This is a genomic window from Anaeromyxobacter oryzae (assembly GCF_023169945.1).
Taxonomy (GTDB): Bacteria; Myxococcota; Myxococcia; order Myxococcales; family Anaeromyxobacteraceae; genus Anaeromyxobacter; species Anaeromyxobacter oryzae.
The window spans coordinates 4,648,049-4,669,190 of the sequence record NZ_AP025591.1 but is presented as its reverse complement, the minus strand read 5'-3'; the positions used below and the strand labels follow the sequence as shown (position 1 = coordinate 4,669,190).

The following is a 21,142-nucleotide window of genomic DNA, read 5'->3' as shown; positions in this document are numbered from 1 at the left end:
GCTCCTCTTCCGTTGATCACCGGTCCGTGACCGGGCACGGCCAGAATCCGGCCAGCGACGCTGGGTACGCGCAATCTCGCCACGCAGGTCACGGGTGGTGACCGGCTCCGGGGGGTGTCACCCTGCCGGTGGCGCGCCGTGGCGTTCCTCCCGGAGCGTCACCTCACGGTAGCGGCTCTTTCCGCCACGTTACCCGCCGGTAACGTCGCCCATCGCCTCTCGCGAGAAGCCATCGTCGTGTCCGGGGGTTGGCGTCCGGAACGCGGCGCCGATCGATGGCCAACGGCGTGCAGATGGGGTCGCCCAGACTTCTGGCGTTGGTCCCCATCTCCTCGGGAGGAGCAGCATGAAGAGAGTCCTCGTCGTCGCAGTCGCCCTCACGTTCATGGCAGCCTGTCAGGGCTCGAAGGGCCCCGCCGGCCTGCAGGGCGAGCCGGGTCAGCCCGGGCAACCGGGCCAGCCCGGCTCCAGCCGCGGCAACCTGGCCGGCCGGGTGAAGGACGCGGGCGGCGCTCCGCTCGCGGGCGCCACGGTCCAGACGGATCCGCCGACCACGACGGCGACGACCGCGGCGGACGGCACGTTCACGATCCCGGACGTCGCCATCGGCGCCTACGCCGTCACGGCGACGAAGGACGGCTTCGCCCCGTTCACGCTTGCCAGCGTCGGAGTCGTGGCGAACGGCACGGCCAACGTCAATCTGGTCCTCCAGCTCCCCGCGACCGCCCCGGGCTCCATCGCGGGCAAGGTCACGGACGCGACCTCGGCGGCGAGCCCGCTGGCGGGCGTCCTCGTGACCGCCGGGTCCGGCCAGAGCGCCACGACGGGCGCGGACGGTGCGTTCACCCTCGCCGGCGTCCCGCCCGGTCCGGTGTTCCTGAGCGCCAAGGCGCCGAGCGCGAGCTACCTCGACGGTGAGACGCGCGGCGCGGTATTCGTCACGGCGGGCGCGAGCGTCTCGGACGTCACGATCGTTCTCTCGGCGCGCTCGAGCGACGCCGCCCGGTTCACGGGCATGACCCTCTGCCAGGCCTGCCACGGCAGCGTGGCCACGACCCACCAGAGCTCCGCGCACTTCCGTTCGCTCACCCGCGTGCAGCGCGACGGCACCGGCCACGCGGTGGCGGGTGCGTTCTCCCGCATGCTCAACGCGACGCTGAAGACGCCCCGCGTCGTGATGGTCCCGCTCGCGGGCACCATCTCCGTCGCAGCCGCGTCGTCCGCGGTGGTCGGCGCGGGCACGTCGTTCACGACGCAGGTCCAGGTCGGCGACAAGCTCGGCTACACACCGGTCGGCCTCGGCTGGCAGCAGCTCGGCACGGTCCTCTCGATCGCGGACGACACGCACCTCACGCTCTCCGCCCCCGCGACCTTCGCGCCGACGGTGACCTCGCTCAGCAACGCGAGCTACGGCACGGCCGCCGCTTCGCGCACGTACACCAAGATGCTGCCGCAGGACTCCAACGACATCGTCGCGCCCAACTGGCCGGGCGTGAAGGCGACCAACCCGAACTACGACGCGAACGACCCTTGCATCTACGGCAACGCTCCGAGCGGCGCCACCTGCGCGGCTGGCGGCACGACCAAGTACGCCGACGGGCAGGTCAACGTGTACCTCTGCAACCTCAAGGACGGCATCACCATCGTGAACGACGAGTACGTCCAGAAGTTCGGCGGCTCGCCGTACACGTGCAGCGACGGCAGCATCTTCGATGCGGTCGCCAACACGAACCCGGCCGTGCCGATGGTCCGCATCGCCGTCATCTACGGCGGGCAGGGCGACAAGGACGGGAACGGGAACGCCCACCAGAACATGGGCGTCTTCAAGCAGCGCTTCCAGGGCCCGCTCTCGGACGTCAAGGCGGCCGCCGCGTGGGGCTACACGGCCGGCAAGGATCTCGACAGCCTCACGCTGCCGATCCAGTTCGTCGAGTCCGGTGACCGCAACAACGGGGTCTACGGCATCAACGGCTACCACCCCACCGAGCAGAAGTTCCCCGGCGAGTCGTGGTCGAGCCGCGCCCGGACCTTCTCGCACGCCTGCGCCGGGTGCCACAACACCGGCCTGACGCTCGACTGGGACCTCCTCGATGTCACGCTGCCCTTCGGCCGCGATGGCGCCCCGAACAACAGCCCGTTCCGGTTCGCGGCCATCAAGGCCTACGCGTTCCTCGACGAGAACGTGACCTGTGAGCAGTGCCACGGGCCCGGCTCGGAGCACGCCAATGCGGGCGGCGGCCGTGGCAACGCGATCATCAACCCGAAGTACCTGACGGCGTCCTCCGAGCGGCAGCTCTGCGGCAAGTGCCACGCGTTCGACGCCGGCACGAACGTCAACCCGGCGCAGGACTACGGCTTCGAGTTCCCCTGGAACGCCGGCAACGCGAGCCTGGTGGGCGGCGGGAGCTACGTCCCCGGCGTGTACGACCTCGGCTCGTTCTTCGATAACTGGCAGGAGCGGCTCACCGACGACGAGACGAGCTGGGATCCGGCAGCGAACGGCGGGAAGGTCTACGGCCTGCAGCACCGGCAGCAGTACATCATGCTCGAGCAGTCCGCCCACGTGAACAACCCGTACCTGAAGACGACCTGCGGGAGCTGCCACGAGCCGCACTCGCTGTTCAAGTCCTCACCCACCCTCCAGTCGGGCCAGGACCAGGTCGCGCTCACGGCCGCCGACTACCGGAACAACGTGGCTTGCCTGGGCTGCCACGCCGGCATCCCCGGGACGCCGTTCGCAAGCGTGTCCAAGCTGGACGTCGCCAACATCCACGCGGCGTCGGGCGGCGCCGCCGCGCTGAACGGGGTCGCCTACGCGCCCACCGCCGACGAGATCCTGGGCTCCCAGATCGCGGTCGCCAGCGCGGTGGGCCAGCACATGTTCGACAAGGCGAACATGATGGCGAACTACGACCCGACCAACGAGTCGATGCCGGTCGGCCGCTGCACGTCGTGCCACATGCCCAAGGTCGCCAAGTCCGGCGGGTACGTCACCGGCACGGACGCGAACGGCGCGAAGACCGTCATCGAGGGCGACGAGGCCTCGCACGTGTTCGACATCATCTGGCCCTGGAAGGCGAACGCCGTGTCGCGCTTCGGCCCGACGTACCAGTCCGCCTACACCGCCCAGTTCGTGAGCGCGTCCGGCACGAAGTACGACCGGTTCGACTTCATGCCGAGCTCGTGCAGCAAGTGCCACGTCGGCTCGCGCCGGGCGTCGATCGTGTGTCCCGACACGACGGCCCTCTATCCGTCGTACTTCCCGCTCAGCGAGCACCGGGCGGATCCGTTCTGGAGCTCCTGCTTCACCTCGGTGACCGCGCCGTAACGAGGTCTGGTCGTTCGTCCGGCGCCCCGCCCGCGTTGCAGCGCGGACGGGGCGCCGCTGCCATTCGCGGCCTCGACGACGGCGGAGACGGTGCGCGGCCGCTCGCCTGCTCGCCCCGGTGCGGTGGCCGGCTGGCGTGCGGGTCCAGTCCGAACCGAAGTACCATGACCACGTGCGGCTACTCTCGATGGCGTTCCTGACCTTCGTCGCGGCGGCGCTCACCGCCTGCGAGACGTCTCCCTACCGGACGGCGGTCGTCGAGACCCGGACGCCGCCGTCGAAACCCGCTCCCGCGCCGTCGTCGTCCCAGGCAACCGTGCTCCGGTTCTCGGTCGCCGCGATCGAATCGCCACGCGACACGTATGCCTCGTACACCAGACTCTTCGATCGGGTCGGACGGCTGCTCGACCGGACGGTGCAGTTCGAGCAGCGCCGGACGTACCGCGAGGTCAACGAGCTGCTCATCTCCGGCGAGCTGGACGCTGCCCTCCTCTGCACCGGCGGGTACCTCGATCTCCAGAAGCGTGCGCCGCGCGCGGTGGAGATCGTGGCCGTTCCGGTGGTGGCGGGTGGGGAGTCCTACGAGTCCGTGATCGTCGTCTCCGCCGCGAGCGACATCAAGGACATCGGCGGCCTCCAGGGGCGGCGCTTCGCCTTCACCGACGAGCTGTCGTTCTCCGGCCGCCTGTACCCGGTCCGGCTCCTGCGGGATCGCGGGTTCGATCCGGATCACTTCTTCGGCGGCATCACCTACACGGGCAGCCACGACCGCTCGATCCATGCAGTCGCGAGCGGGCTCGTGGACGGCGCGGCCGTCCACGGGGGTGTGCTCGCCGAGCTCGAGGCCCGCGACCCGACGCTCGAGCAGCGGCTCCGTGTCATTCACAGGTCCCCTCCCCTCGGCGCGATGCCGGTCGTCGTCTCGACGCGCCTGCCCCCTGAGGCCCGTGCCCGCCTCCGCGAGGTCCTGCTGGGCCTCGACCGCGACCCCGAAGCCGCCGCCACGCTGAAGCTCCTCCGGTTCGATCGGTTCGCCGAGCCTTCGCCCGGGCTGTACGCGTCGGCCGCGCGCATGCTCGACGGTCGCTGACGTGCCGAACCGTCGACCGCGGTTCCGGCTGTGGATGAAGCTGGCGCTCCTCGCCGCGCTCGGCGTGGTCGCCATGCACGCCGTCCACCTCGTCATCGGGAACCGCATCGCCTCCCGAGCGCTCCTCGACGCGCAGGCCGAGCTGGGCCACCGCGTCGCCCGCCTCGTGGCGGAGCAGGCCGACGATCCGCTGCTGGTGAACGACGTGATGACGCTGTACGGCCTCGTTCACAGCGCGGCCGCGAGCTCGGGTGACGTCAGCTACTGCTTCATCGTCCGGGGCGATCACGTCGTCGCGTCGTCCTTCGACGGTCACACGCCCGAAGGTCTCCTGCGCCTCCGTGGCGCCGGCGACGTCTCGCCGGTCCTGGTGAAGCTCGACGGCGCCGAGGTCCTCGACCTCTCCGAGCCCATCCTCGGCGGCAGCCTCGGACAGGTCCGGCTCGGGCTCGGCATGAAGTCGCTGGGCGTTCTCCGCCGCGAGCTGGCCATCCACCTCGGCGAGCTCGCCCTCGGGGTCATCGTGGCCGGGTTCGCGGCGGCGTTCCTGGCCGGACGCGCCATCGCCCGGCCGGTGAACGAGATGCTGGAAGCGGCGGATCGCTTCGACCCCGCGGTCCTCGTCGAGGGACCGATCGTGGAAGCCCGCGGCTCGGACGAGGTCGCCGTGCTCGGGCACCGCTTCAACAAGATGATGCGCCGCCTGGAGGCGGCGCACGCGGAGCAGGAACGGGCCCGCCAGAAGGCGGTCGAGACCGAGCGGCTCGCCGCGCTGGGCTCGCTCGTGGCCGGCGTCGCGCACGAGGTGAACAACCCGCTCGCCGGCCTCAAGAACTGCGTGCGGCGGCTCGAGCGCGGCGACCTCGCCGAGCCGAAGCGCCGCGAGTACCTCGCGCTCATGGACGAGGGGCTGTCCAGGATCGAGGAGGTCGTCCGCCGGCTCCTCGACTACGGCAGACCGCACGCGACGCGGCTCGAGCCGCGCAGCGCGCCTGAGCTCGCGGAGGACGCCGTGCGGCTCGTCCGCCCGCTCCTCGAGCGGCGCCGGATCGGCGCGTCGGTCGCGGTCGACGGCGTTGGCGACGCGACCGTCCTCGCCGACCGCCGGCAGGCGGGCCAGGCGCTCGTGAACCTCCTGCTCAACGCGGCCTACGTGACACCGGAGGGCGGCGAGGTCCGCGTCCGCATCCGGCATCGCGACGGCCAGGTCGGGCTCGCGGTCGAGGACGACGGTCCCGGGATCCCGCTCGAGATCCGCGACCGCATCCTCGACCCGTTCTTCAGCACGAAGCCCGAGGGCGAGGGCACCGGCCTCGGCCTGTCGGTGACGCGCACCATCGCCGACGCCCACGGGGGCGAGCTCGGGTTCGAGTTCCCCGAGCGCGGAGGTACGGTCGTCACGCTGTGGCTTCGCGCCGTCGCGGCGGCGCGCGCCTCCTAGCGCTCGTTCGCGTCGTCCTCGCCACCGTCCCGCGTCGCGTCGCGAAGCCGCTCCCAGAGGTTCTTGCGCGAGATGCCGAGCAGCGCCGCCGCGCGCGTCTTGTGCCCTCCGGCCTTGTCGAGGACCCGCTGGATGTACTCCCGCTCGAACACCGCGACGGCCTCCCCGAGCGGCTGGACATGCTCCAGTGACGGCGCGCCAGAGGGCTCTCGCGCGAACGTCGCGGCGATGTCCGCCGGAAGGTGGTCGAGTTCGATCGGGCCGCCGCGAGACAGCGCGACGCCTCGCTCCAGCGCGTGGAGCAGCTCGCGGACGTTCCCGGGATAGTCGTACGCAGCCAGGGCGGCGACCACGTCCGGCGCGAGCTCCGGCACCGGGCGTCCCTGGCGGCTCGCGATCTCCTCCGAGAACGCGCGGACCAGCACCGGGAGGTCCGCCCGGCGCTCTCGCAGTGGCGGGACGTGGAGGTCGATGACGTTCAGCCGGTAGTACAGATCGCGGCGAAAGCGACCCTGGGCGGCGTCCGCCGCGAGATCGCGGTTCGTCGCGGCGAGGACGCGAACGTCCACCTTGACCGGACGGCTCGAGCCGACGGGCTCGAACGTGGAGGACTCCAGCACCCGAAGGAGCTTCGCCTGGCTTGCAGCCGCGAGCTCTCCGACCTCGTCCAGGAGCAGCGTCCCACCGTTCGCCGCCTCGAACCGCCCGACGCGGCGCCGGTCGGCGCCAGTGAACGCCCCCTTCTCGTGGCCGAAGAGCTCCGCCTCGAACAGCGTGTCCGGTATGGCCGCGCAATTCACCGCGACGAAGGGTTTGTCCGCCCGACGACTCCGCTCGTGAATCGTACGAGCGCAGAGGTCCTTGCCGGTGCCCGTCTCGCCCGTGAGGAGCACCGCGACCTCGCTCTGCGCTGCGGCGTCCACGCGCTCGCGCAGGCGCTGCATCGCGGGCGAATCCCCGCGGAGCGGCTCCGGCCGCGTGGGGCCCTGTCCCGTCTCCATGCGGGCGCGAAACGCGATCTCGTCCCTGACGCGCCTGATGCGAAGGAGGAGCTCGTCGATCTCGAACGGCTTCTGGACGTAGTCGCGGGCGCCCTCGCGCATCACCGCGACGGCGTCGTCGGCGTCCGCGAACGCGGTCATCAGCACGACTGCGGCGCGCGGGTTGATCTGCCGGACGGCTCGGAACAGCGCGATGCCGTCCACGCCCGGCAGGCGAACATCGGACAGCACGATGTCGAAGACTTCCGCCTGCACGGCGTGGAGCGCCGAGGTCCCGTCGGCGCATTCGGTGACGGCATACCCGTCGTCCGCGAGAGCGTCGCGTACCGTGATCCTGACGATCCGGTCGTCCTCCGCGAGCAAGAGCTTCATGCTTGACACTCTAGCCCCGGGACATGGACTGGACACGTCCATCGAGGCGCCTGCTTGCACGGCAGGCCGTCTCGCGAGATACGCGTCGAGCCAAGGCCACGCCCAGCCGATGCCGGCCAGGCCCCCGACGAGCGCCACGACGAGCAGGTAGATGCGGCGCAGGACGGAGAACCGTCGCCGGCCGATGGCACCGACCTGCCTTTCACCAACGGTCGACTCAGCGGGTTCCACCGGAGCCAGTGCCGGTCTGCGGCGTGCCCACCGGGGCCGTCTGCGCCTCGAGCTCGCTCTTCGCGTCGCCGTACACGCGCTGGGCCTTCTGCGCCCACCACTCCTGATCCTTGGCCTTCTGCTGCGCCGACCGGTAATCCGCCTCGGCGCTCTGCACGCGCTGCTCGAATCCGGTCATGTCGTACTTGCCCGCCGTCTGGACGTTGGCGTTCTGCAGCGCCTGGAGCTTGGCGACCTCGAGCTTCGCCTCCTCGAGCGTCGTCTTCTTTTCGGCCGCCTGGGCCGAGGAGAGGCGAGCGTCGATCAGCTTCTTCGCGTAATCGGCGCGTGCGGCCGCTGCGCGCTGCTGCATGCTGGCCGTCTCCATCTGCGCCCGCGCCTGCTCGAGCTTGGCCTGATCGCGGGGCTCGTTGGCGATCTGCTCTTTGGTCCTCGCCTGCTCGATCGCGGCCTGGGCGCTCTTTCCATCGGCCGCGGCCAGCTGATCCTCGTGGTACGCCTCCTTGAGGCGCAGCTGCGCGCGGGCCTGCTCGTCTTTGGTGCGGAGCACGGCCTGGCGCGCCAGCTCCACCGACCCCATTTGAGCGGCCTGGAGCTGCGCGAAGTCGGCATCCGCCACCGTCGCCAAGCCGTGGTTCCCGCCGCTCGTCGCGCATCCGGTCGCGAGCGCCACGGCGACCGTCGTGACGCCGAACCTCACAGCATCGAGCTGTCTCATGCCCCGTCCCCCTTGCAGCGGAAGGTAGGGTGGGGGACGCGCCCCGAGAAGACTCCAGGTGAAGAACCCGCAGGGCCTACGCCCCTTGGGCCGTCAGCTCGTACCCGCGGGCCATCTCGTACCCGCGGGGCCAACGTCCGCTCTCACAGCGGGCCGGCACACGCAACGACCGGCGTCGTGTTGAATGCCACGCGCCGCGTCGCGCCGACCTGGCGGACGCCCACGAGCCACGTCATCGCCGCCGAGAACGCAACGACGGTCGGGTGACCTGTCTTGCAGGTTGCGCTCGCGATCGTCGAGGTGGTCGGGTGGCGCATCGCCGGCCTCGTCGACGCGCTCAGCCTCCCCATCGCGCCGGTGGCCGGAAGCGCGCGCCGCTGGCGCCGGACAGCGCGCTCGTGTAGGAAAGCTTCACGGTGGCCTTCACGCCGCTCAATGCCCTGAACTCGTTCATCGCGGTCGCGCGCCACCGCAGCTTCGCGGCTGCTGCGAAGCACCTCGGCGTCTCCACCTCCGCCCTGAGCCAGTCCGTCCGGCAGCTCGAGGCGCGCCTCGGCGTCACGCTGCTCACGCGGACGTCGCGGACCGTGGGGCTCACGGACGCGGGGCAGCGCCTGCTCGAGAACGCAGGCGCAGCGGTGGACCAGGCGCTGGAGTCTCTGAAGACGGTGTCGGCCCGGCCCGGAGAGGTCACGGGGCGGGTCCGGCTCTCGGTACCGGCCGTGGCCGTGACGCTCGTCGTCGCTCGACTGCTGCCGCGGTTCGTCGAGCGGTATCCGAAGGTGGAGGTCGAGGTCCAGGTCGAGAACCGGTTCGTGAACATCGTCGCCGAGGGCCTCGACGCGGGCATCCGCCTCTCCGAGGCCATCGAGCGGGACATGGTCCAGGTCCGCCTCACGGACCCGGGCCGCTTCGTCGTCGCGGGCGCTCCCGCGTACCTCGCGCGACGGGGCGTCCCGGAGAAGCCGCAAGACCTCCTCCACCACGACTGCCTCTGCATCCGCGCGTCCACGAGCGGCGCCCGTTACGCGTGGGAGCTCGAGCGCGGGAGGAAGGCGTGGCGCGTTCCCGTCCAGGGAACGGTCACGACCAACGACACCGAGCTCATGCGACTTCTCGCCGTCGCGGGAGTGGGCCTCCTCTACGCGTTCGAGCCGCAGATCGCCGACGAGCTGCGCCGCGGGAGCCTGCGCCTCGTCCTCGAGCCGTATGCGGCGGCCGTGCCGGGGTTCTTCCTCTACTTCCCGAGCCGAGCCCAGGTATCGCCCGCGCTCAGGGCCTTCGTGGACGTCGCGCGCGAGATGGCGACCGGGTCGAGGCAGCGCGCCTGAGCTCGTCGCTTCCCTGCCCGCTTCTCATGGATGCCGATGCGACCCAGGCATCCCGAGGCGGTTGACGGTGTCCCCCTCGAAGTCGAACTCGATCAGCACGGCCGGCGCGTCACCGAGCACGGCCCCGTCGTGGCCGGGGTCGATCGCCACGATCTGCGGGGCCTCGTACTCGACGGTGCAGCCGTCGGGGTACTCGATGCGGAGCGCACCGCTCGCGAGGAAGCCGACGTGCGCGTGCATGCAGAGGTCCGAGCGGACGACCGGCTTCATGTCGACCGACCAGCGAAACCCCGGCGGATAGATGGCGCGCTTCACGCGTGCGGCGCCGGCTCGACCGATCTCGAGCTGCACGGCGCCGGCGTCTCGGCGCGTGGCCCCCTTGACGGCGACGAACCGCGGCTCGGGCCTCGGCGCCCGCCGCCGCGTCGGAGCCGTCCTCCGGCTCGCGACCCTCGCCCGTTCGCTCAGCTTCCTCTTCACCAGCTTCGTCTTGGCCATGGATGCCCGCCTAGCGCGGTCTCGATGCCCTGGATCATTCGCGCGTCGCTGCGCGGAGGGCACCGGAGAAACGCGACGTCGATGAGCCTGAACGGGGTTCGAACCTGCATGGGGCCTGATCGTCACCGGAACGGTGTCATGTCGATCCCGCCCGTGCTCGTTCGTCGCGTGATCGAACCCACCGGAGGAGCCATGAAATACCTGACGTTCATTCGCCATTCCGAGTCGTACCGCTCGTCCCCGCCCCCGCCGGCGCTCATGGAGGCGATGGGCAAGTTCGTCGAGAAGGCGTTCAAGGACGGCACGCTCGTCGACACGGGCGGCCTGCTGCCGAGCAAGGACGGGGTCCGGCTGCGGCTCGCGAACGGCAAGATCACCGTGACCGATGGCCCGTTCACCGAGGCGAAGGAGGTCATCGGGGGCTGGGCCATCCTGAAGGCGGACTCGAAGGCCGACGCGATCCGGATCGCCACCGAGTTCATGGAGCTGCACCGGAAGCACTGGCCCGGGTTCGAGGGCGAGTCGGAGGTCCGGCCGATGTTCGACCCCGGCATGGGCCCGTAGCGCACGACGACGCGAGCAGGCGACCCTGGATTCGAGAGGAGCAGACGATGCGCGTGATGGTGTTCGTGCCCGGCGACGAGAGCTCCGAGGCCGGGAAGATGCCGAGCGAGGAGCTGATCGCGAAGATGATGAAGTTCAACGAGGAGCTCGTGAAGGCGGGCGTGATGCTCGCCGGCGACGGGCTCACCCCGACCTCGAAGGCGAGGCGCGTGAGGTTCTCGGGGTCGCAGCGGACCGTCCGCGACGGCCCGTTCGCCGAGTCGAAGGAGATCATCGCCGGCTACTGGATCTGGCAGGTCCGGTCGATCGACGAGGCCGTCGAGTGGCTCAAGCGCGCGCCGTTCGACGGCGGGGTCGAGGTGACCATCCGGCCCGTGTTCGACCCCGAGGATTTCGGCAAGGAGCTCACGCCCGAGCTGCGCGCCAAGGAGGAGAGCCTGCGGGCCGAGGTCGCGCGCCAGCGGAAGCCGTAGTCGTTCCGGGCGCGACGGCGAGCGCGAGGAGGACGGGGTGACCGTCAGCGGTGCGGGTGCCACCCGCGAGGCGATCGAGGCGGTCTGGCGGATCGAGTCCGCGCGGCTCATCGGCGGGCTCGTCCGCCTCGTCCGCGACGTCGCCCTCGCGGAGGACCTCGCGCAGGAGGCCCTCGTCGTCGCGCTGGAGCGGTGGCCCGCCGCTGGCATCCCCGAGAACCCCGGCGCGTGGCTGATGGCGACCGCCCGGAACCGCGCGGTCGATCAGGCCCGGCGGCGGCAGCTACAGGCTGCGAAGCACGATGAGCTGGCGCAGGACGCCTCCGGCTCGCTGGCGCGCCCCGACCTCGAGGCCGCCATCGACGACGACGTCGGCGACGATCTGCTTCGGCTCATCCTCATCGCCTGTCACCCCCTCCTCTCGACCGAGGGGCGCGCCGCGCTCACGCTCCGCCTGCTCGGCGGCCTCACGACGGCGGAGATCGCCCGGGCCTTCCTCGTCCCCGAGTCCACCATCGCCCAGCGCATCGTGCGCGGGAAGCGGACGCTCGCCGAGGCCCGCGTTCCTTTCGAGGTGCCGCGCGGAGCGGAGCTCTCCGAGCGGCTCTCCTCCGTGCTCGAGGTGCTGTACCTCGTCTTCAACGAGGGGTACACGGCGACCAAGGGCGACGACTGGACGCGCCCGGAGCTGTGCGAGGAGGCGCTGCGGCTCGGGCGCATCCTCGCCGAGCTCGCTCCGCACGAGGCCGAGGTCCACGGCCTGGTCGCGCTCATGGAGCTCCACGCGTCGCGCCTGCGCGCGCGCGTCGGCCCGTCGGGCGAGCCGATCCTCCTGCTCGAGCAGGAGCGCTCGCGCTGGGATCAGCTCCTCGTTCACCGCGGCCTCGCCGCGCTCGCGCGCGCCGAGGCCCTGCGACAGCCGCTCGGGCCGTACACGCTGCAGGCGGCGATCGCCGGGGTCCACGCGCGGGCGCGGACCGGCGCCGAGACGGACTGGCCTCGCATCGTCGCGCTCTACGACGCGCTGGCCGAGCTCACCGGATCGCCCGTGGTCGAGCTGAACCGCGCGGTGGCGGTGTCGATGGCCTTCGGGCCCGCCGCGGGGCTGGAGCTCGTCGACGCGCTCGCGAGCGAGCCCGCCCTCGCGACCTACCACCTGCTCCCGAGCGTGCGCGGCGACCTCCTGCTGAAGCTCGGCCGGGCCGACGAGGCATTCGCCGAGTTCGCGCGAGCGGCGGCGCTGGCGCAGAACGCCCGCGAGCGGGAGCTGCTCCTCGCGCGCGCCCGGGCGTGCGGGTGCACGGGGGTCGATGCGGAGCGACGCCGCAAGCCGTGACGCCGTCTCCTGGGCCCTGCCTCCGCCGGTTCGCCGCGACCTGCGCCCGCGCGAGCCGACCATGAACGGCTCCGTCACGCCGGGTGAGCGCGCTGGCACGTCTCGAGGGAGCTGACGCTCGCCAAAGTTCCGTCTCGCGGCAACGGGCGCCGGGAATGGCCAGCGATCACCGCGTCCCGGCCGCGCGAGCCGCTCGGACCTGCTCGACGAGCCGGAAGCACTCCGAGCACGGGAAGAAGCGCGAGAATCGCGAGGCGGGCACTCCGACGACAGCGTGCCCGCACGCCATCAGCACCACTCGCACTCCATCCTGAATTTCCCGTCGAACAATCTGCCGCAACGGGAAAGCACGATGCGGTTCACGTTTCTTGGAGCGCTTTACCGCATGTCCTCGGTCGAGCATGAACCATCACGGTAATCGGTCCAGAACCCAGACGCCAAGGGAATTCCCTAGTGCCGGTGCAAAATCATCGAATCCGCGCCGATTCTTGTCCAACTGAGTCAAACCCGCATCGACTGAGAGCAGCCGAGTCTCGACCGTAATTTGGCCGGGCCGCGCTCCGTGCGAGGTCGTCAGCTCTTCGGCGGGAGGCAATGGGAGCTGCCCTCGAGGTTCGCGTCGACCTGATAGCTGAGGTCGGTCACCGTGTACGGGTAACCCACCTCTGTCGTGTACCAGACCAGAATCTTCACGCCCTCGGGGCCGGCCTTCCCAACGTGCCAGGTGTTCACGAGCTCGGCGAACGCCTGCCCCTTGGTGAAGGTGGACGACTTCCGGACGACGAGCCGGCCATGGACGAGCTCGCCCTCCTGAACCGTGACCTGACCCTCGAGGATGTAGGCGTAGTTGTTGACCGGGTGCAGGTGGAGCTGTGTCGAGGCATTCGCCGGAATGTCCACGATCACCGCGTCCACCTCCGGGCACTTGGTCTCGAAGTACTTGATCTGGGAGCCGTTCCAGGTACGGCTCGTCTTCAGCACGGTGGTGGTCCCCGCAGACGCCGACGTCGCGAGGCCGACCGCACACAGGGCCATCAACAGACGCAGTCTCATGGGTCACCCCCGCCCTCATGCTGCATGGGCCCACTCATGATCTCGCCGGACGTCGGCCGGATCCAGCCGGTCATCGCGGGGTTCACGCTCCGGTGAGGACGCCCCCGGGCGCCGCTGGCAGGCACGATTTCCGATCCCTCTCATGGGGGTCAGCTGCCGCACACTGCCGCAATACCTTCCCGTGAGCCGCAGGCACCGTTCGTGATGCGGTCTACTCCTTCCCCAGTCCAGAGGGACTGACGAGCAAGACGGTCGCAGTGTGAGCCGAGCGCTCTTCCGGCTCATGCGAAGCGACTTCGGCCTTCGGGGGGAGGCGGACGTATGCAAGTGCTCAATAGGGCCATCGTGTTACTCACCGTTGCAGCCGCGCTGTCGTGCGGCTCTTCGTCCAAGGGTCCGCAACGGATCGAGGACGTCGTCGTCCCAGCCGGGTTCGCGTTCGACACTTCGCGCCCAGTCATCGTCGAGGCGCGCGTCGCGGACGGCATCATTGGTAGCGACGCAAGCGCTGCCGTCATCGTCACCAACGTAGCGGGCGAAGAGCTTTACCGTCGCCCGATCCGGTCGGGAGTCCTCTGGCGGGCGCACTGTGCGGTGGCGACGACGCAGAACGAGCTCAGGGGTCGGCTCCTTTCCGCCTCGGGAGAGCGCGACGCGAGCGCAGAGATCAAGAACGACGGGTCGGCGATTCTCGAGTTCAAGTGAGGGTGCCATGGGTACGTCAAAGTACATTGCGCTCGTCGTGCTCGCGTGCGCCGGGACGGCGCTGGCGGCGGACACCGACAACGACCAGGCCGCGGACTCCAGCGATGCCTTCCCGTGCGACTCCAGGTACGCCGGCGTCTCCTTCGCCCCGGCGAAGGGCGACTTCGGCGTCCTGCTCTTCGAGGACATGTGGCCGCGAGACGGCGATCGCGACTTCAATGATGTCGTGCTTGCCTACAACTACGCCTTCGCCCTTGGCCTCGATGGCGACGTGAGGGCCATCCAGCTCAACCTCACGGTCCTGGCGGCAGGCGCGTCGCTTCACAACGCCGTCCTGCTCCGGTTACCCAACGTTCCAGCCACGGCAGCGGGGCGGATCACCAAGAACGTCTCGGGGCAGGGAGAGGTGAGCCTCTCCCCGGAGCCGGGCGAGCAGGATCTCGTGATCCGGCTCGTCCCGGACATCACGCAACTGTTTCCGGTCGTCGGTTTCGCGAACACGGTTCCGGGAAGTACGAGCCTACCGGTTCGACCCGTGAACGTGATCATCGAGCTGAACGGCCCGGTGCAGCTCGAGCTCGGGTACGCGCCTTTCGACCTGTTCATCGCCAGGGACGGCGACGATGGCCACCAGATCCACTTGCCGGCGTATCCAGGGACCGCGCGGATGGACGCGGGATTGTTCGGGACCGAGAACGATAGATCGGATCCGAAGCTGGGGATCTATTTCGTGAACGAGCGCGGTCTGCCGTTCGCGCTGCACATCCCGACGTTGGTTGCCTGGGCGGCCGAGGGCGTTTCACTCGACAAGCTCTATCCGGATATCGTCGCCTTTGCGGCAAGCGGAGGCACCCGAGGGACTGACTGGTACGTCTCGAACGTCAGCCCAGGATACGCGTGGACGGCCACGGACTCGCAACCGAAACCGTCGCTCATCGGTCCAGGGTTGGGTCAGGCCTGTCCTCCCTGAGGTCCGGGCGTACGATCACTGCCGCCTGGAGGATCGCGAGGCGAGCGGTAGCGCTGCATCCAGGACGAAAGGCCCGCCGGAGCGGGCCTTTCGTTCTTCCACCGCATCTCAGCGACCCGCGCCTCGCTCCGTCTCGATCCAGGTCCGGATGAAGGCTGGACAGTTGCGTAGCTCGACCCCCGCTCCCTCGGCGTCTTTCAGGAACCGGACGACATCGACGTCGACGAGCGTCACCTCGTCCAGGTCCAGTACGACCGATCGGCTCGCGGCGGCGATCTGCTCCTCGAGATCGCGGACGTTCTCGCGCTGGATCCGACCGATCAACCTGAACGCCACTCCTCGCGCGCCGGCCGTCGCATCGATCCGAAACGTCATCATCCCTCGCTTCCGTGACGACTTCGTTCACCCTATGCATGTGGCGCGCCGTCCACGACGTCTCCTGGTTCGCGTCGTCTCGGGCTCGCTGGTCGCGCTCACCCCTCGACGAGCTGCTGGCCGCCGTCGATGTCGAAGGTCGCGCCGGTGACCGCCGTGTTCGTCATGAGGTGGACGGCCAGTGCCGCGACGTCTGCCGGGCCGACGACGCGTCGGATCGGCAGCGTCGTGCGGAGCTGCTCGCGGCGCGTGTCCAGCCGGTCGCCGAGGATCGCCGCCGACAGCGGCGTGTCGACGAACCCCGCCGCCATCAGGTTCACGCGGATGGGCGCGAGCTCGAGCGCGAGATTCTTCGTCAGGGCGGGGAGCGCAGCCGTGAGCGCCGAGATGAAGGCGAGGCCCACTGCCGTGCGGCGGCCACCGGTGCCGCCCATGAAGAGCAGCGTCCCTCCCGGCCGCACCTTGCCCGCGGCGTACCGCGCGACGTGCAGCGGCAGCAGGAGATGAGCGTCGACGTCGCGGCGTACCTTGGCGACGTCGAGCTCCGCCAGCGGCGCGTAGTAGGGACCGGGGCCCGTGACCAGCACGTGGTCGATCGGCGTGGGCAGCTCGTCGAAGAACCGTCCGAGCCGTTCGAAGTCGGTGGCGTCGAAGGCGACGGTGCGCGCCCCGAGCTCGAGGCCGGCGCGCCGCAGGCGGTCCGGATCCCGCGCGGTGAGGATCACGACGGCCCCCTCCGCGCGCGCGCGCCGGGCGGTCTCGAGCCCGATGCCCGCGCTGCCGCCGATCACGACCACGGCCTGCCCGGCGAGCTCCGGCTCGTGGCGGCCCGGAGCGGTCGTGGACTCGGTCATCGTTCCTCCTTCCGCCGAAGCTGGCCGGGGCTGAGGCCGCGACGGAACGCCTGCCTGGCTGGTTTCGATGAGAGGTCACCTCGACGTCCATCGCAGCCCCCTGCGGTCGAGTGGCTGCGCTGCACCTCGCGCGCCAGCCCCGAGCCGGCGCCCGCGCGACGACATCGGGGCTGGGCAGCGCCACGCGCGCGCCTGCGGACGGTGCGGCGCGTGCGTGCACCGTGGCAGCGTGCCGAAGGATTGGCATTCGCCCACTTCTCGGCGACTCGAGTGGACTCTCGAAGCACGCTGCAGGACGTGCCCGTGAGCCGAGCAGACATTCGCCGTGCGCTGCCACGGCTGCGTGTCGTGCCGCCCTCTTCCCGGGCGACAGCCGCCAAAGTGAGTGTCAGAGCGTGCTTGCACCCCGAAAGACGTGTCGAGCGGACTCTGCGTGGAGTTAGCTCCCGGCGCGGGAGGAAACGCCCAACCTCCTCCTGGGGGTGCCCATGAGCGCGTCCGCGACACCGATTCCGTTCGCCGGGTCCCAGCTGGACGGCAAGTCGCGTCACGTCTGCGCGTTCTTCAGCAGCGACGACGAGGAGTATCGCGTGCTGCTCCCGTTCATCAAAGGCGGGTTCGAGCGTGGCGACAAGGCCGTCCACGTCGTGAATCCCGCTCGCCGCGCCGATCACGTGCGACGGCTGGAGGCCGCGGGCATCGACTCGACCGCGGCCGAGCGCGCCGGGCAGCTGGAGCTCCGGAGCAACACCGAGACGTACCTCCGCGAGGGACGGTTCGACAAGGATCGGATGATCGCGGCGTTCGAGGAGCTCGCGAGTCGAAACGCCAGGGGAGCCTTTCCGCTCAGCCGCATCGTGTGCCACATGGACTTTGCGGTCGAGGATCGACCGCGCCTCGACGCCCTCGTGGAGTTCGAGTCGCGCGTGAACGAGGTGTGGGCTCGCCACGACGACGCGGTCATCTGCGTCTACGACCTCGCGAAGTTCGGCGGAGCGACCGTGGTCGACATGATACGGACGCATCCGCTGCTCATCATCGGCGGCATCCTCCAGCAGAATCCGTTCTTCGTCCCGCCGGACGAGTTCCTGCGCGAGCTTCGCGAACGGCGCGCTTGAGCCTCGGCCACCCTGCACGACCCCGCGAAGACGAGATGGAGCCCACGATCGAGAGCAGGCGGCTGCAGGCCTGCATCAACGATCTCGTCAGCGTCGTGGCCCTTCCGGCGATGTGGACCGGTCAGGACCCGTCGCAACTCGTCGGCACGCTCCTCGACGCGGTCGTGGGCATGATGCGCCTGGACTTCGCATGCGCCTGGTTGAAGCTGGAGGGGAGCGCACCGTACGTCGCGACGGTACGTCTCGGAGAATCAGGAAGCTCGTCGGGCGCGGAGCGGCAGGTCGCGAACGCGCTCGACCGCTGGGTCGCGGAAGAGCCGAGTCGATGGCCGCCGACGGTGCGGAACCCCGTGGGCGCGGGCGAAGTCTCGCTCGTGCCGCTTCGACTCGGGATCAGGGACGACATCGGCGTCATCGTGGCGGCCTCGACGCGCGCCGGGTTCCCTCATGACACCGAGCGGCTCCTGCTGAGCGTGGCGGCGAACCAGGCGGCGATCGGCCTGCACGAGGCGCGGCTCCTCACCGATCAGAAGCGCATCGCGAAGGAGCTGGACCTGAGGGTCGCCGAGCGGACCCGGGAGCTCGCGGCCGCCAACGAGGAGCTTCGGCGCATCACGGACGCCATTCCGCACGCGATCCTCGTCCTGGCGCCGGATGGGAGCGTGGTGTACGTGAACGCGTTCGTGCTCGCCTATGCCGGGCTGAGCGTCGACGTCGCGAATGCCGAGACCGCTCGCGAAAGCATCTTCCACCCCGACGATCTCGAGAGGGTCCTGCACGAACGTGAGGTGGGGCTTGCGCGCGGTGAGCCGTTCGAGTCGGAGCTGCGCGCGCGTCGCAAGGATGGGCAGTACCGCTGGTTCCTCGTGCGGTACCGCCCGCTTCGTGGCGCCAGCGGAGACATCCTTCGCTGGTACGCAACGGCGACCGACATCGAGGACCGCAGGCGTACGGAAGAGCGGGTTCGCAACGAGAACCTCGCACTCCGCGACGAGATCGACCGCTCGTCCATGTTCGAGGAGATCGTCGGCTCGTCGAGAGGGCTCCGCCGGGTGCTCGCGCAGGTGGCGAAGGTCGCACCGACGGACTCGACCGTTCTCATCGTCGGCGAGACCGGGACGGGGAAGGAGCTCATCGCTCGCGCCATCCACAAGCGGTCCAGCCGCGCGGGCCGGGCGTTCATCCGGGTGAACTGTGCGGCGATCCCTCCGTCGCTGGTCGCCTCGGAGCTGTTCGGACACGAGAAGGGCGCCTTCACCGGGGCGCTGCACCGCCGCGTCGGACGGTTCGAGGCGGCCGATGGCGGGACGATCTTCCTGGACGAGGTCGGCGATCTGCCGGCCGACACGCAGGTCGCGCTGCTCCGCGTCCTCCAGGAACGGGAGTTCGAGCGCGTCGGCAGCAGCCGTACCGTGTCCGTCGACGTGCGCGTCCTCGCCGCGACGCACCGCGATCTGGCGGCGGCGGTGAAGGCGGGCTCGTTCCGAGAGGATCTCTTCTATCGGCTCGATGTCTTTCCGCTCGAGATCCCTCCGCTGCGCGAGCGACAGGACGACATCCTGCTGCTGGTTCGATACATGATCGAGCGCTACGCCAAGAAGGCGGGCAAGCGCATCAAGAGGGTCGACGAGGATACGCTCGAGATGTTCCGCGCCTACGCATGGCCCGGAAACGTGCGCGAACTCCAGAACGTCATCGAGCGTGCCGTCATCCTGAGCGACGGCGACACGTTCGTCGTGGAGGAGTCGTGGTTCAGGCGAGAGGCGAGCCAGGGACCTGCACCGTCCGCCTCCCTGACGGGCACGCTCGCCGCCAGCGAGAGAGAGCTCATCGAGGCTGCGCTGGCGGCGTGCAAGGGACGCGTCTCGGGCGAAGGTGGAGCCGCTGCGCGGCTGGGAATTCCACGGCAGACCCTCGAGTCGAAGATCCGGGCACTGCACATCGACAGATACAGGTTCAGGACGCCCTGAATGCAGCTCACTCTCCCGGAAACCTAGGCGCGCTCCTGCAGTTCTGAAGCGCGCCAGGACCTGACGGGCGCCGCCACCCACGGCCGCCGCCCGCGACGCGTTCGCGCTCCGGGCAGCGCCCGGCACCCGGCGCGTGTCGTCTCACCGCCGGTCGCGCGCGCGCCCCGTCCCAGCGTGACGAACGATCGGCAACCGCCGAATTCTCGGCGTTCGCGATCGCAGGCTCAACGTCGACTCCCTTCCCCTGCACGCGATGATGACCACCGAGATCACGCCGCTCACGCAGCACCCGGGCGACCCGGCGATCACCGCCGGCTGACGTAGGGCACGAACGTTGCTCGGCACGACGAGCGGGAGACACCATGTCGGCACGCTATTCGATGATCGGCAGACACCGCCTTCTCGCCTCCACGCTGATCGGGACCGTGTTGGCGAGCACCTCGCTGTTCGCGGGCGCCTCCTTGGCGGAGCAGAGCGGCGACGCGTCGATCCGGCCGTTCAAGTTCCGTGCGTCCGATGAGGCGCTCGCGGACCTGCGCCGGCGGATCGGCGCCACGAAGTGGCCGACCCGGGAGCTGGTGCAGGACGCGTCGCAGGGCGTTCAACTCGCAACGATGCGCGAGCTCGCGCGCTACTGGCAGACGACCTACGACTGGCGGAAGTTCGAGGCGCGGCTGAACGCCCTGCCACAGTTCACGACGACGATCGACGGCGAGGAGATTCACTTCATCCACGTTCGCTCGAAGCACCCGAACGCGCTGCCGGTCATCATCACGCACGGCTGGCCCGGATCGATCGTCGAGCAGCTGAAGATCGTCGATCCGTTGACCAACCCGACGGCTCATGGCGGGAGCGCATCGGACGCCTTCGACGTCGTGATTCCGTCATTGCCGGGCCACGGCTTCTCCGCAAAGCCCACCACACTGGGCTGGGACCCCGTTCGAATCGCCCGCGCCTGGATCGTGCTGATGAAGCGCCTCGGATACACGCGATATGTCGCTCAGGGCGGCGATTGGGGCAACGCCGTGACGGAGCAGATGGCGCTGCAGGCCCCGTCGGAGCTGGTCGGCATTCACACCAACATGCCCGCCACCGTCCCCGACGACATCGCCAAGGCGCTCCAGGCCGCGCTCCCGGCACCGTCCGGCCTCTCGGCCGACGAGAGGCATGCGTACGATCAGCTCGACTCCTTCTACAAGCACGGCCTGGCCTATGCCCAGGAGATGGGCAACCGCCCCCAGACGCTGTACGCGATCGAGGACTCGCCGGTCGGCCTCGCCGCCTGGATGCTCGACCACGACGCGCGCAGCTACGCGCTCATCGCGCGCGTCTTCGCCGGACGGGCCGAGGGCCTGACCCGAGACGACATCCTCGACAACATCACGCTCTACTGGCTGACGAGCACGGCGGTCTCCTCGGCTCGTCTCTACTGGGAGAGCAAGCTGGCCTTCTTCGCGCCGAAGGGGGTCGCCATTCCCGTCGCCGTGAGCGCGTTCCCTGACGAGATCTACACGGCACCGCGGAGTTGGGCGGAGAGAGCCTACCCGAAGCTCATTTACTACAACCGGCTCGCAAAGGGCGGGCACTTCGCGGCGTGGGAGCAGCCGGCGATCTTCACCGAGGAGCTCAGGGCGGCGTTCCGGTCGCTGCGCTCGCCCGGGGACCGTCGTCCTGCCGCGGCGCACGCTCGCCGCACGCCGTAGCGGATGTTTCA

19 protein-coding genes are annotated in these 21,142 nt (G+C 69.9%); 12 read left to right on the top strand and 7 right to left on the bottom strand.

The window, feature by feature from the left end; all coding sequences use genetic code 11:
• The first annotated feature begins 346 nt into the window (after window positions 1-346).
• The 3 genes from AMOR_RS20475 to AMOR_RS20465 all read left to right on the top strand — a co-directional run bounded on the left by AMOR_RS20475 (window position 347) and on the right by AMOR_RS20465 (window position 5,859).
• Entirely contained in the window at window positions 347-3,328 is a 2,982-nt protein-coding gene (locus AMOR_RS20475; protein WP_248353617.1) for a carboxypeptidase-like regulatory domain-containing protein, read from the top strand.
• A gap of 172 nt (window positions 3,329-3,500) precedes the next feature.
• Window positions 3,501-4,418 carry a substrate-binding domain-containing protein gene (locus tag AMOR_RS20470; protein ID WP_248353616.1) on the top strand — a complete coding sequence of 306 codons (918 nt, stop codon included), beginning with the start codon at window positions 3,501-3,503 and terminating at the stop codon, window positions 4,416-4,418.
• A gap of 1 nt (window position 4,419) precedes the next feature.
• Entirely contained in the window at window positions 4,420-5,859 is a 1,440-nt protein-coding gene (locus tag AMOR_RS20465) for a sensor histidine kinase (protein ID WP_248353614.1), read from the top strand.
• Here the strand turns inward: AMOR_RS20465 and AMOR_RS20460 are convergent.
• From AMOR_RS20460 to AMOR_RS20450, 3 genes are all read right to left on the bottom strand, one after another.
• Window positions 5,856-7,463 carry a sigma-54-dependent transcriptional regulator gene (locus AMOR_RS20460; RefSeq protein ID WP_248353612.1) on the bottom strand — a complete coding sequence of 536 codons (1,608 nt, stop codon included), beginning with the start codon at window positions 7,461-7,463 and terminating at the stop codon, window positions 5,856-5,858. The genes AMOR_RS20465 and AMOR_RS20460 overlap by 4 nt on opposite strands.
• On the bottom strand, window positions 7,450-8,136 hold the full coding sequence (locus AMOR_RS20455) for a hypothetical protein (RefSeq protein WP_248353611.1): 687 nt from the start codon (window positions 8,134-8,136) through the stop codon (window positions 7,450-7,452). The genes AMOR_RS20460 and AMOR_RS20455 overlap by 14 nt, the downstream gene beginning before the upstream one ends.
• Before the next feature lie 188 nt (window positions 8,137-8,324).
• Window positions 8,325-8,498, bottom strand: a complete 174-nt coding sequence (locus AMOR_RS20450) for a hypothetical protein (RefSeq protein WP_248353610.1) — start codon at window positions 8,496-8,498, stop codon at window positions 8,325-8,327.
• 99 nt (window positions 8,499-8,597) lie between these two features.
• Here AMOR_RS20450 and AMOR_RS20445 point away from each other — a divergent pair, with 99 nt between their 5' ends.
• Window positions 8,598-9,512: a LysR family transcriptional regulator gene (locus AMOR_RS20445; RefSeq protein ID WP_248353609.1), complete on the top strand. Its 915-nt coding sequence runs from the start codon at window positions 8,598-8,600 to the stop codon at window positions 9,510-9,512.
• Window positions 9,513-9,536: 24 nt separating this feature from the next.
• Here AMOR_RS20445 and AMOR_RS20440 read toward each other — a convergent pair whose 3' ends face one another.
• A complete protein-coding gene (locus tag AMOR_RS20440; RefSeq protein WP_248353608.1) occupies window positions 9,537-10,010 on the bottom strand; it encodes a cupin domain-containing protein in 474 nt (157 codons plus the stop codon).
• A gap of 192 nt (window positions 10,011-10,202) precedes the next feature.
• On the opposite strand from AMOR_RS20440, the gene AMOR_RS20435 reads away from it, so the two are divergent.
• The 3 genes from AMOR_RS20435 to AMOR_RS20425 are packed head-to-tail and all read left to right on the top strand — an operon-like array spanning window position 10,203 to window position 12,383.
• A complete protein-coding gene (locus tag AMOR_RS20435; RefSeq protein ID WP_248353607.1) occupies window positions 10,203-10,574 on the top strand; it encodes a YciI family protein in 372 nt (123 codons plus the stop codon).
• Window positions 10,575-10,621: 47 nt separating this feature from the next.
• Entirely contained in the window at window positions 10,622-11,047 is a 426-nt protein-coding gene (locus AMOR_RS20430; protein ID WP_248353606.1) for a YciI family protein, read from the top strand.
• A 37-nt stretch (window positions 11,048-11,084) separates the two neighbouring features.
• Window positions 11,085-12,383, top strand: coding sequence for an RNA polymerase sigma factor (locus AMOR_RS20425; RefSeq protein ID WP_248353605.1), 1,299 nt, complete (start codon window positions 11,085-11,087; stop codon window positions 12,381-12,383).
• 573 nt (window positions 12,384-12,956) lie between these two features.
• Here AMOR_RS20425 and AMOR_RS20420 read toward each other — a convergent pair.
• Complete coding sequence (locus AMOR_RS20420) at window positions 12,957-13,418, bottom strand: cupin domain-containing protein (RefSeq protein ID WP_248353603.1); 462 nt, start codon at window positions 13,416-13,418, stop codon at window positions 12,957-12,959.
• A 339-nt stretch (window positions 13,419-13,757) separates the two neighbouring features.
• Between AMOR_RS20420 and AMOR_RS20415 the strand changes: the two genes are divergently transcribed.
• Together AMOR_RS20415 and AMOR_RS20410 are read left to right on the top strand one after the other, a co-directional pair.
• Window positions 13,758-14,141 carry a hypothetical protein gene (locus tag AMOR_RS20415; RefSeq protein ID WP_248353601.1) on the top strand — a complete coding sequence of 128 codons (384 nt, stop codon included), beginning with the start codon at window positions 13,758-13,760 and terminating at the stop codon, window positions 14,139-14,141.
• A gap of 7 nt (window positions 14,142-14,148) precedes the next feature.
• Window positions 14,149-15,111 carry an LruC domain-containing protein gene (locus AMOR_RS20410; protein WP_248353599.1) on the top strand — a complete coding sequence of 321 codons (963 nt, stop codon included), beginning with the start codon at window positions 14,149-14,151 and terminating at the stop codon, window positions 15,109-15,111.
• A gap of 108 nt (window positions 15,112-15,219) precedes the next feature.
• On the opposite strand, the gene AMOR_RS20405 is transcribed toward AMOR_RS20410, so the two are convergent.
• Window positions 15,220-15,435, bottom strand: a complete 216-nt coding sequence (locus AMOR_RS20405) for a hypothetical protein (protein ID WP_248353597.1) — start codon at window positions 15,433-15,435, stop codon at window positions 15,220-15,222.
• Between the two features lie 149 nt (window positions 15,436-15,584).
• Window positions 15,585-16,340: an SDR family oxidoreductase gene (locus tag AMOR_RS20400; protein WP_248353595.1), complete on the bottom strand. Its 756-nt coding sequence runs from the start codon at window positions 16,338-16,340 to the stop codon at window positions 15,585-15,587.
• Window positions 16,341-16,828: 488 nt separating this feature from the next.
• Here AMOR_RS20400 and AMOR_RS20395 point away from each other — a divergent pair, with 488 nt between their 5' ends.
• The 3 genes from AMOR_RS20395 to AMOR_RS20385 all read left to right on the top strand — a co-directional run bounded on the left by AMOR_RS20395 (window position 16,829) and on the right by AMOR_RS20385 (window position 21,131).
• On the top strand, window positions 16,829-17,458 hold the full coding sequence (locus AMOR_RS20395; RefSeq protein WP_248353593.1) for an MEDS domain-containing protein: 630 nt from the start codon (window positions 16,829-16,831) through the stop codon (window positions 17,456-17,458).
• 35 nt (window positions 17,459-17,493) lie between these two features.
• Window positions 17,494-19,428: a sigma-54 interaction domain-containing protein gene (locus tag AMOR_RS20390; protein ID WP_248362569.1), complete on the top strand. Its 1,935-nt coding sequence runs from the start codon at window positions 17,494-17,496 to the stop codon at window positions 19,426-19,428.
• A gap of 362 nt (window positions 19,429-19,790) precedes the next feature.
• Window positions 19,791-21,131, top strand: coding sequence for an epoxide hydrolase family protein (locus AMOR_RS20385; protein ID WP_248353592.1), 1,341 nt, complete (start codon window positions 19,791-19,793; stop codon window positions 21,129-21,131).
• The last annotated feature ends 11 nt before the right edge of the window (window positions 21,132-21,142 follow it).

What these genes read in the sequence shown, in the direction of transcription:
- AMOR_RS20385 (WP_248353592.1), top strand. Translation starts at nt 19,791, where the DNA reads ATGTCGGCACGCTATTCGATGATCGGCAGACACCGCCTTCTCGCCTCC.
- AMOR_RS20430 (WP_248353606.1), top strand. Translation starts at nt 10,622, where the DNA reads ATGCGCGTGATGGTGTTCGTGCCCGGCGACGAGAGCTCCGAGGCCGGG.
- AMOR_RS20435 (WP_248353607.1), top strand. Translation starts at nt 10,203, where the DNA reads ATGAAATACCTGACGTTCATTCGCCATTCCGAGTCGTACCGCTCGTCC.
- AMOR_RS20390 (WP_248362569.1), top strand. Translation starts at nt 17,494, where the DNA reads ATGGAGCCCACGATCGAGAGCAGGCGGCTGCAGGCCTGCATCAACGAT.
- AMOR_RS20410 (WP_248353599.1), top strand. Translation starts at nt 14,149, where the DNA reads ATGGGTACGTCAAAGTACATTGCGCTCGTCGTGCTCGCGTGCGCCGGG.
- AMOR_RS20395 (WP_248353593.1), top strand. Translation starts at nt 16,829, where the DNA reads ATGAGCGCGTCCGCGACACCGATTCCGTTCGCCGGGTCCCAGCTGGAC.
- AMOR_RS20450 (WP_248353610.1), bottom strand. Translation starts at nt 8,498, where the DNA reads ATGCGCCACCCGACCACCTCGACGATCGCGAGCGCAACCTGCAAGACA.
- AMOR_RS20475 (WP_248353617.1), top strand. Translation starts at nt 347, where the DNA reads ATGAAGAGAGTCCTCGTCGTCGCAGTCGCCCTCACGTTCATGGCAGCC.
- AMOR_RS20440 (WP_248353608.1), bottom strand. Translation starts at nt 10,010, where the DNA reads ATGGCCAAGACGAAGCTGGTGAAGAGGAAGCTGAGCGAACGGGCGAGG.
- AMOR_RS20420 (WP_248353603.1), bottom strand. Translation starts at nt 13,418, where the DNA reads ATGGCCCTGTGTGCGGTCGGCCTCGCGACGTCGGCGTCTGCGGGGACC.
- AMOR_RS20400 (WP_248353595.1), bottom strand. Translation starts at nt 16,340, where the DNA reads ATGACCGAGTCCACGACCGCTCCGGGCCGCCACGAGCCGGAGCTCGCC.
- AMOR_RS20415 (WP_248353601.1), top strand. Translation starts at nt 13,758, where the DNA reads ATGCAAGTGCTCAATAGGGCCATCGTGTTACTCACCGTTGCAGCCGCG.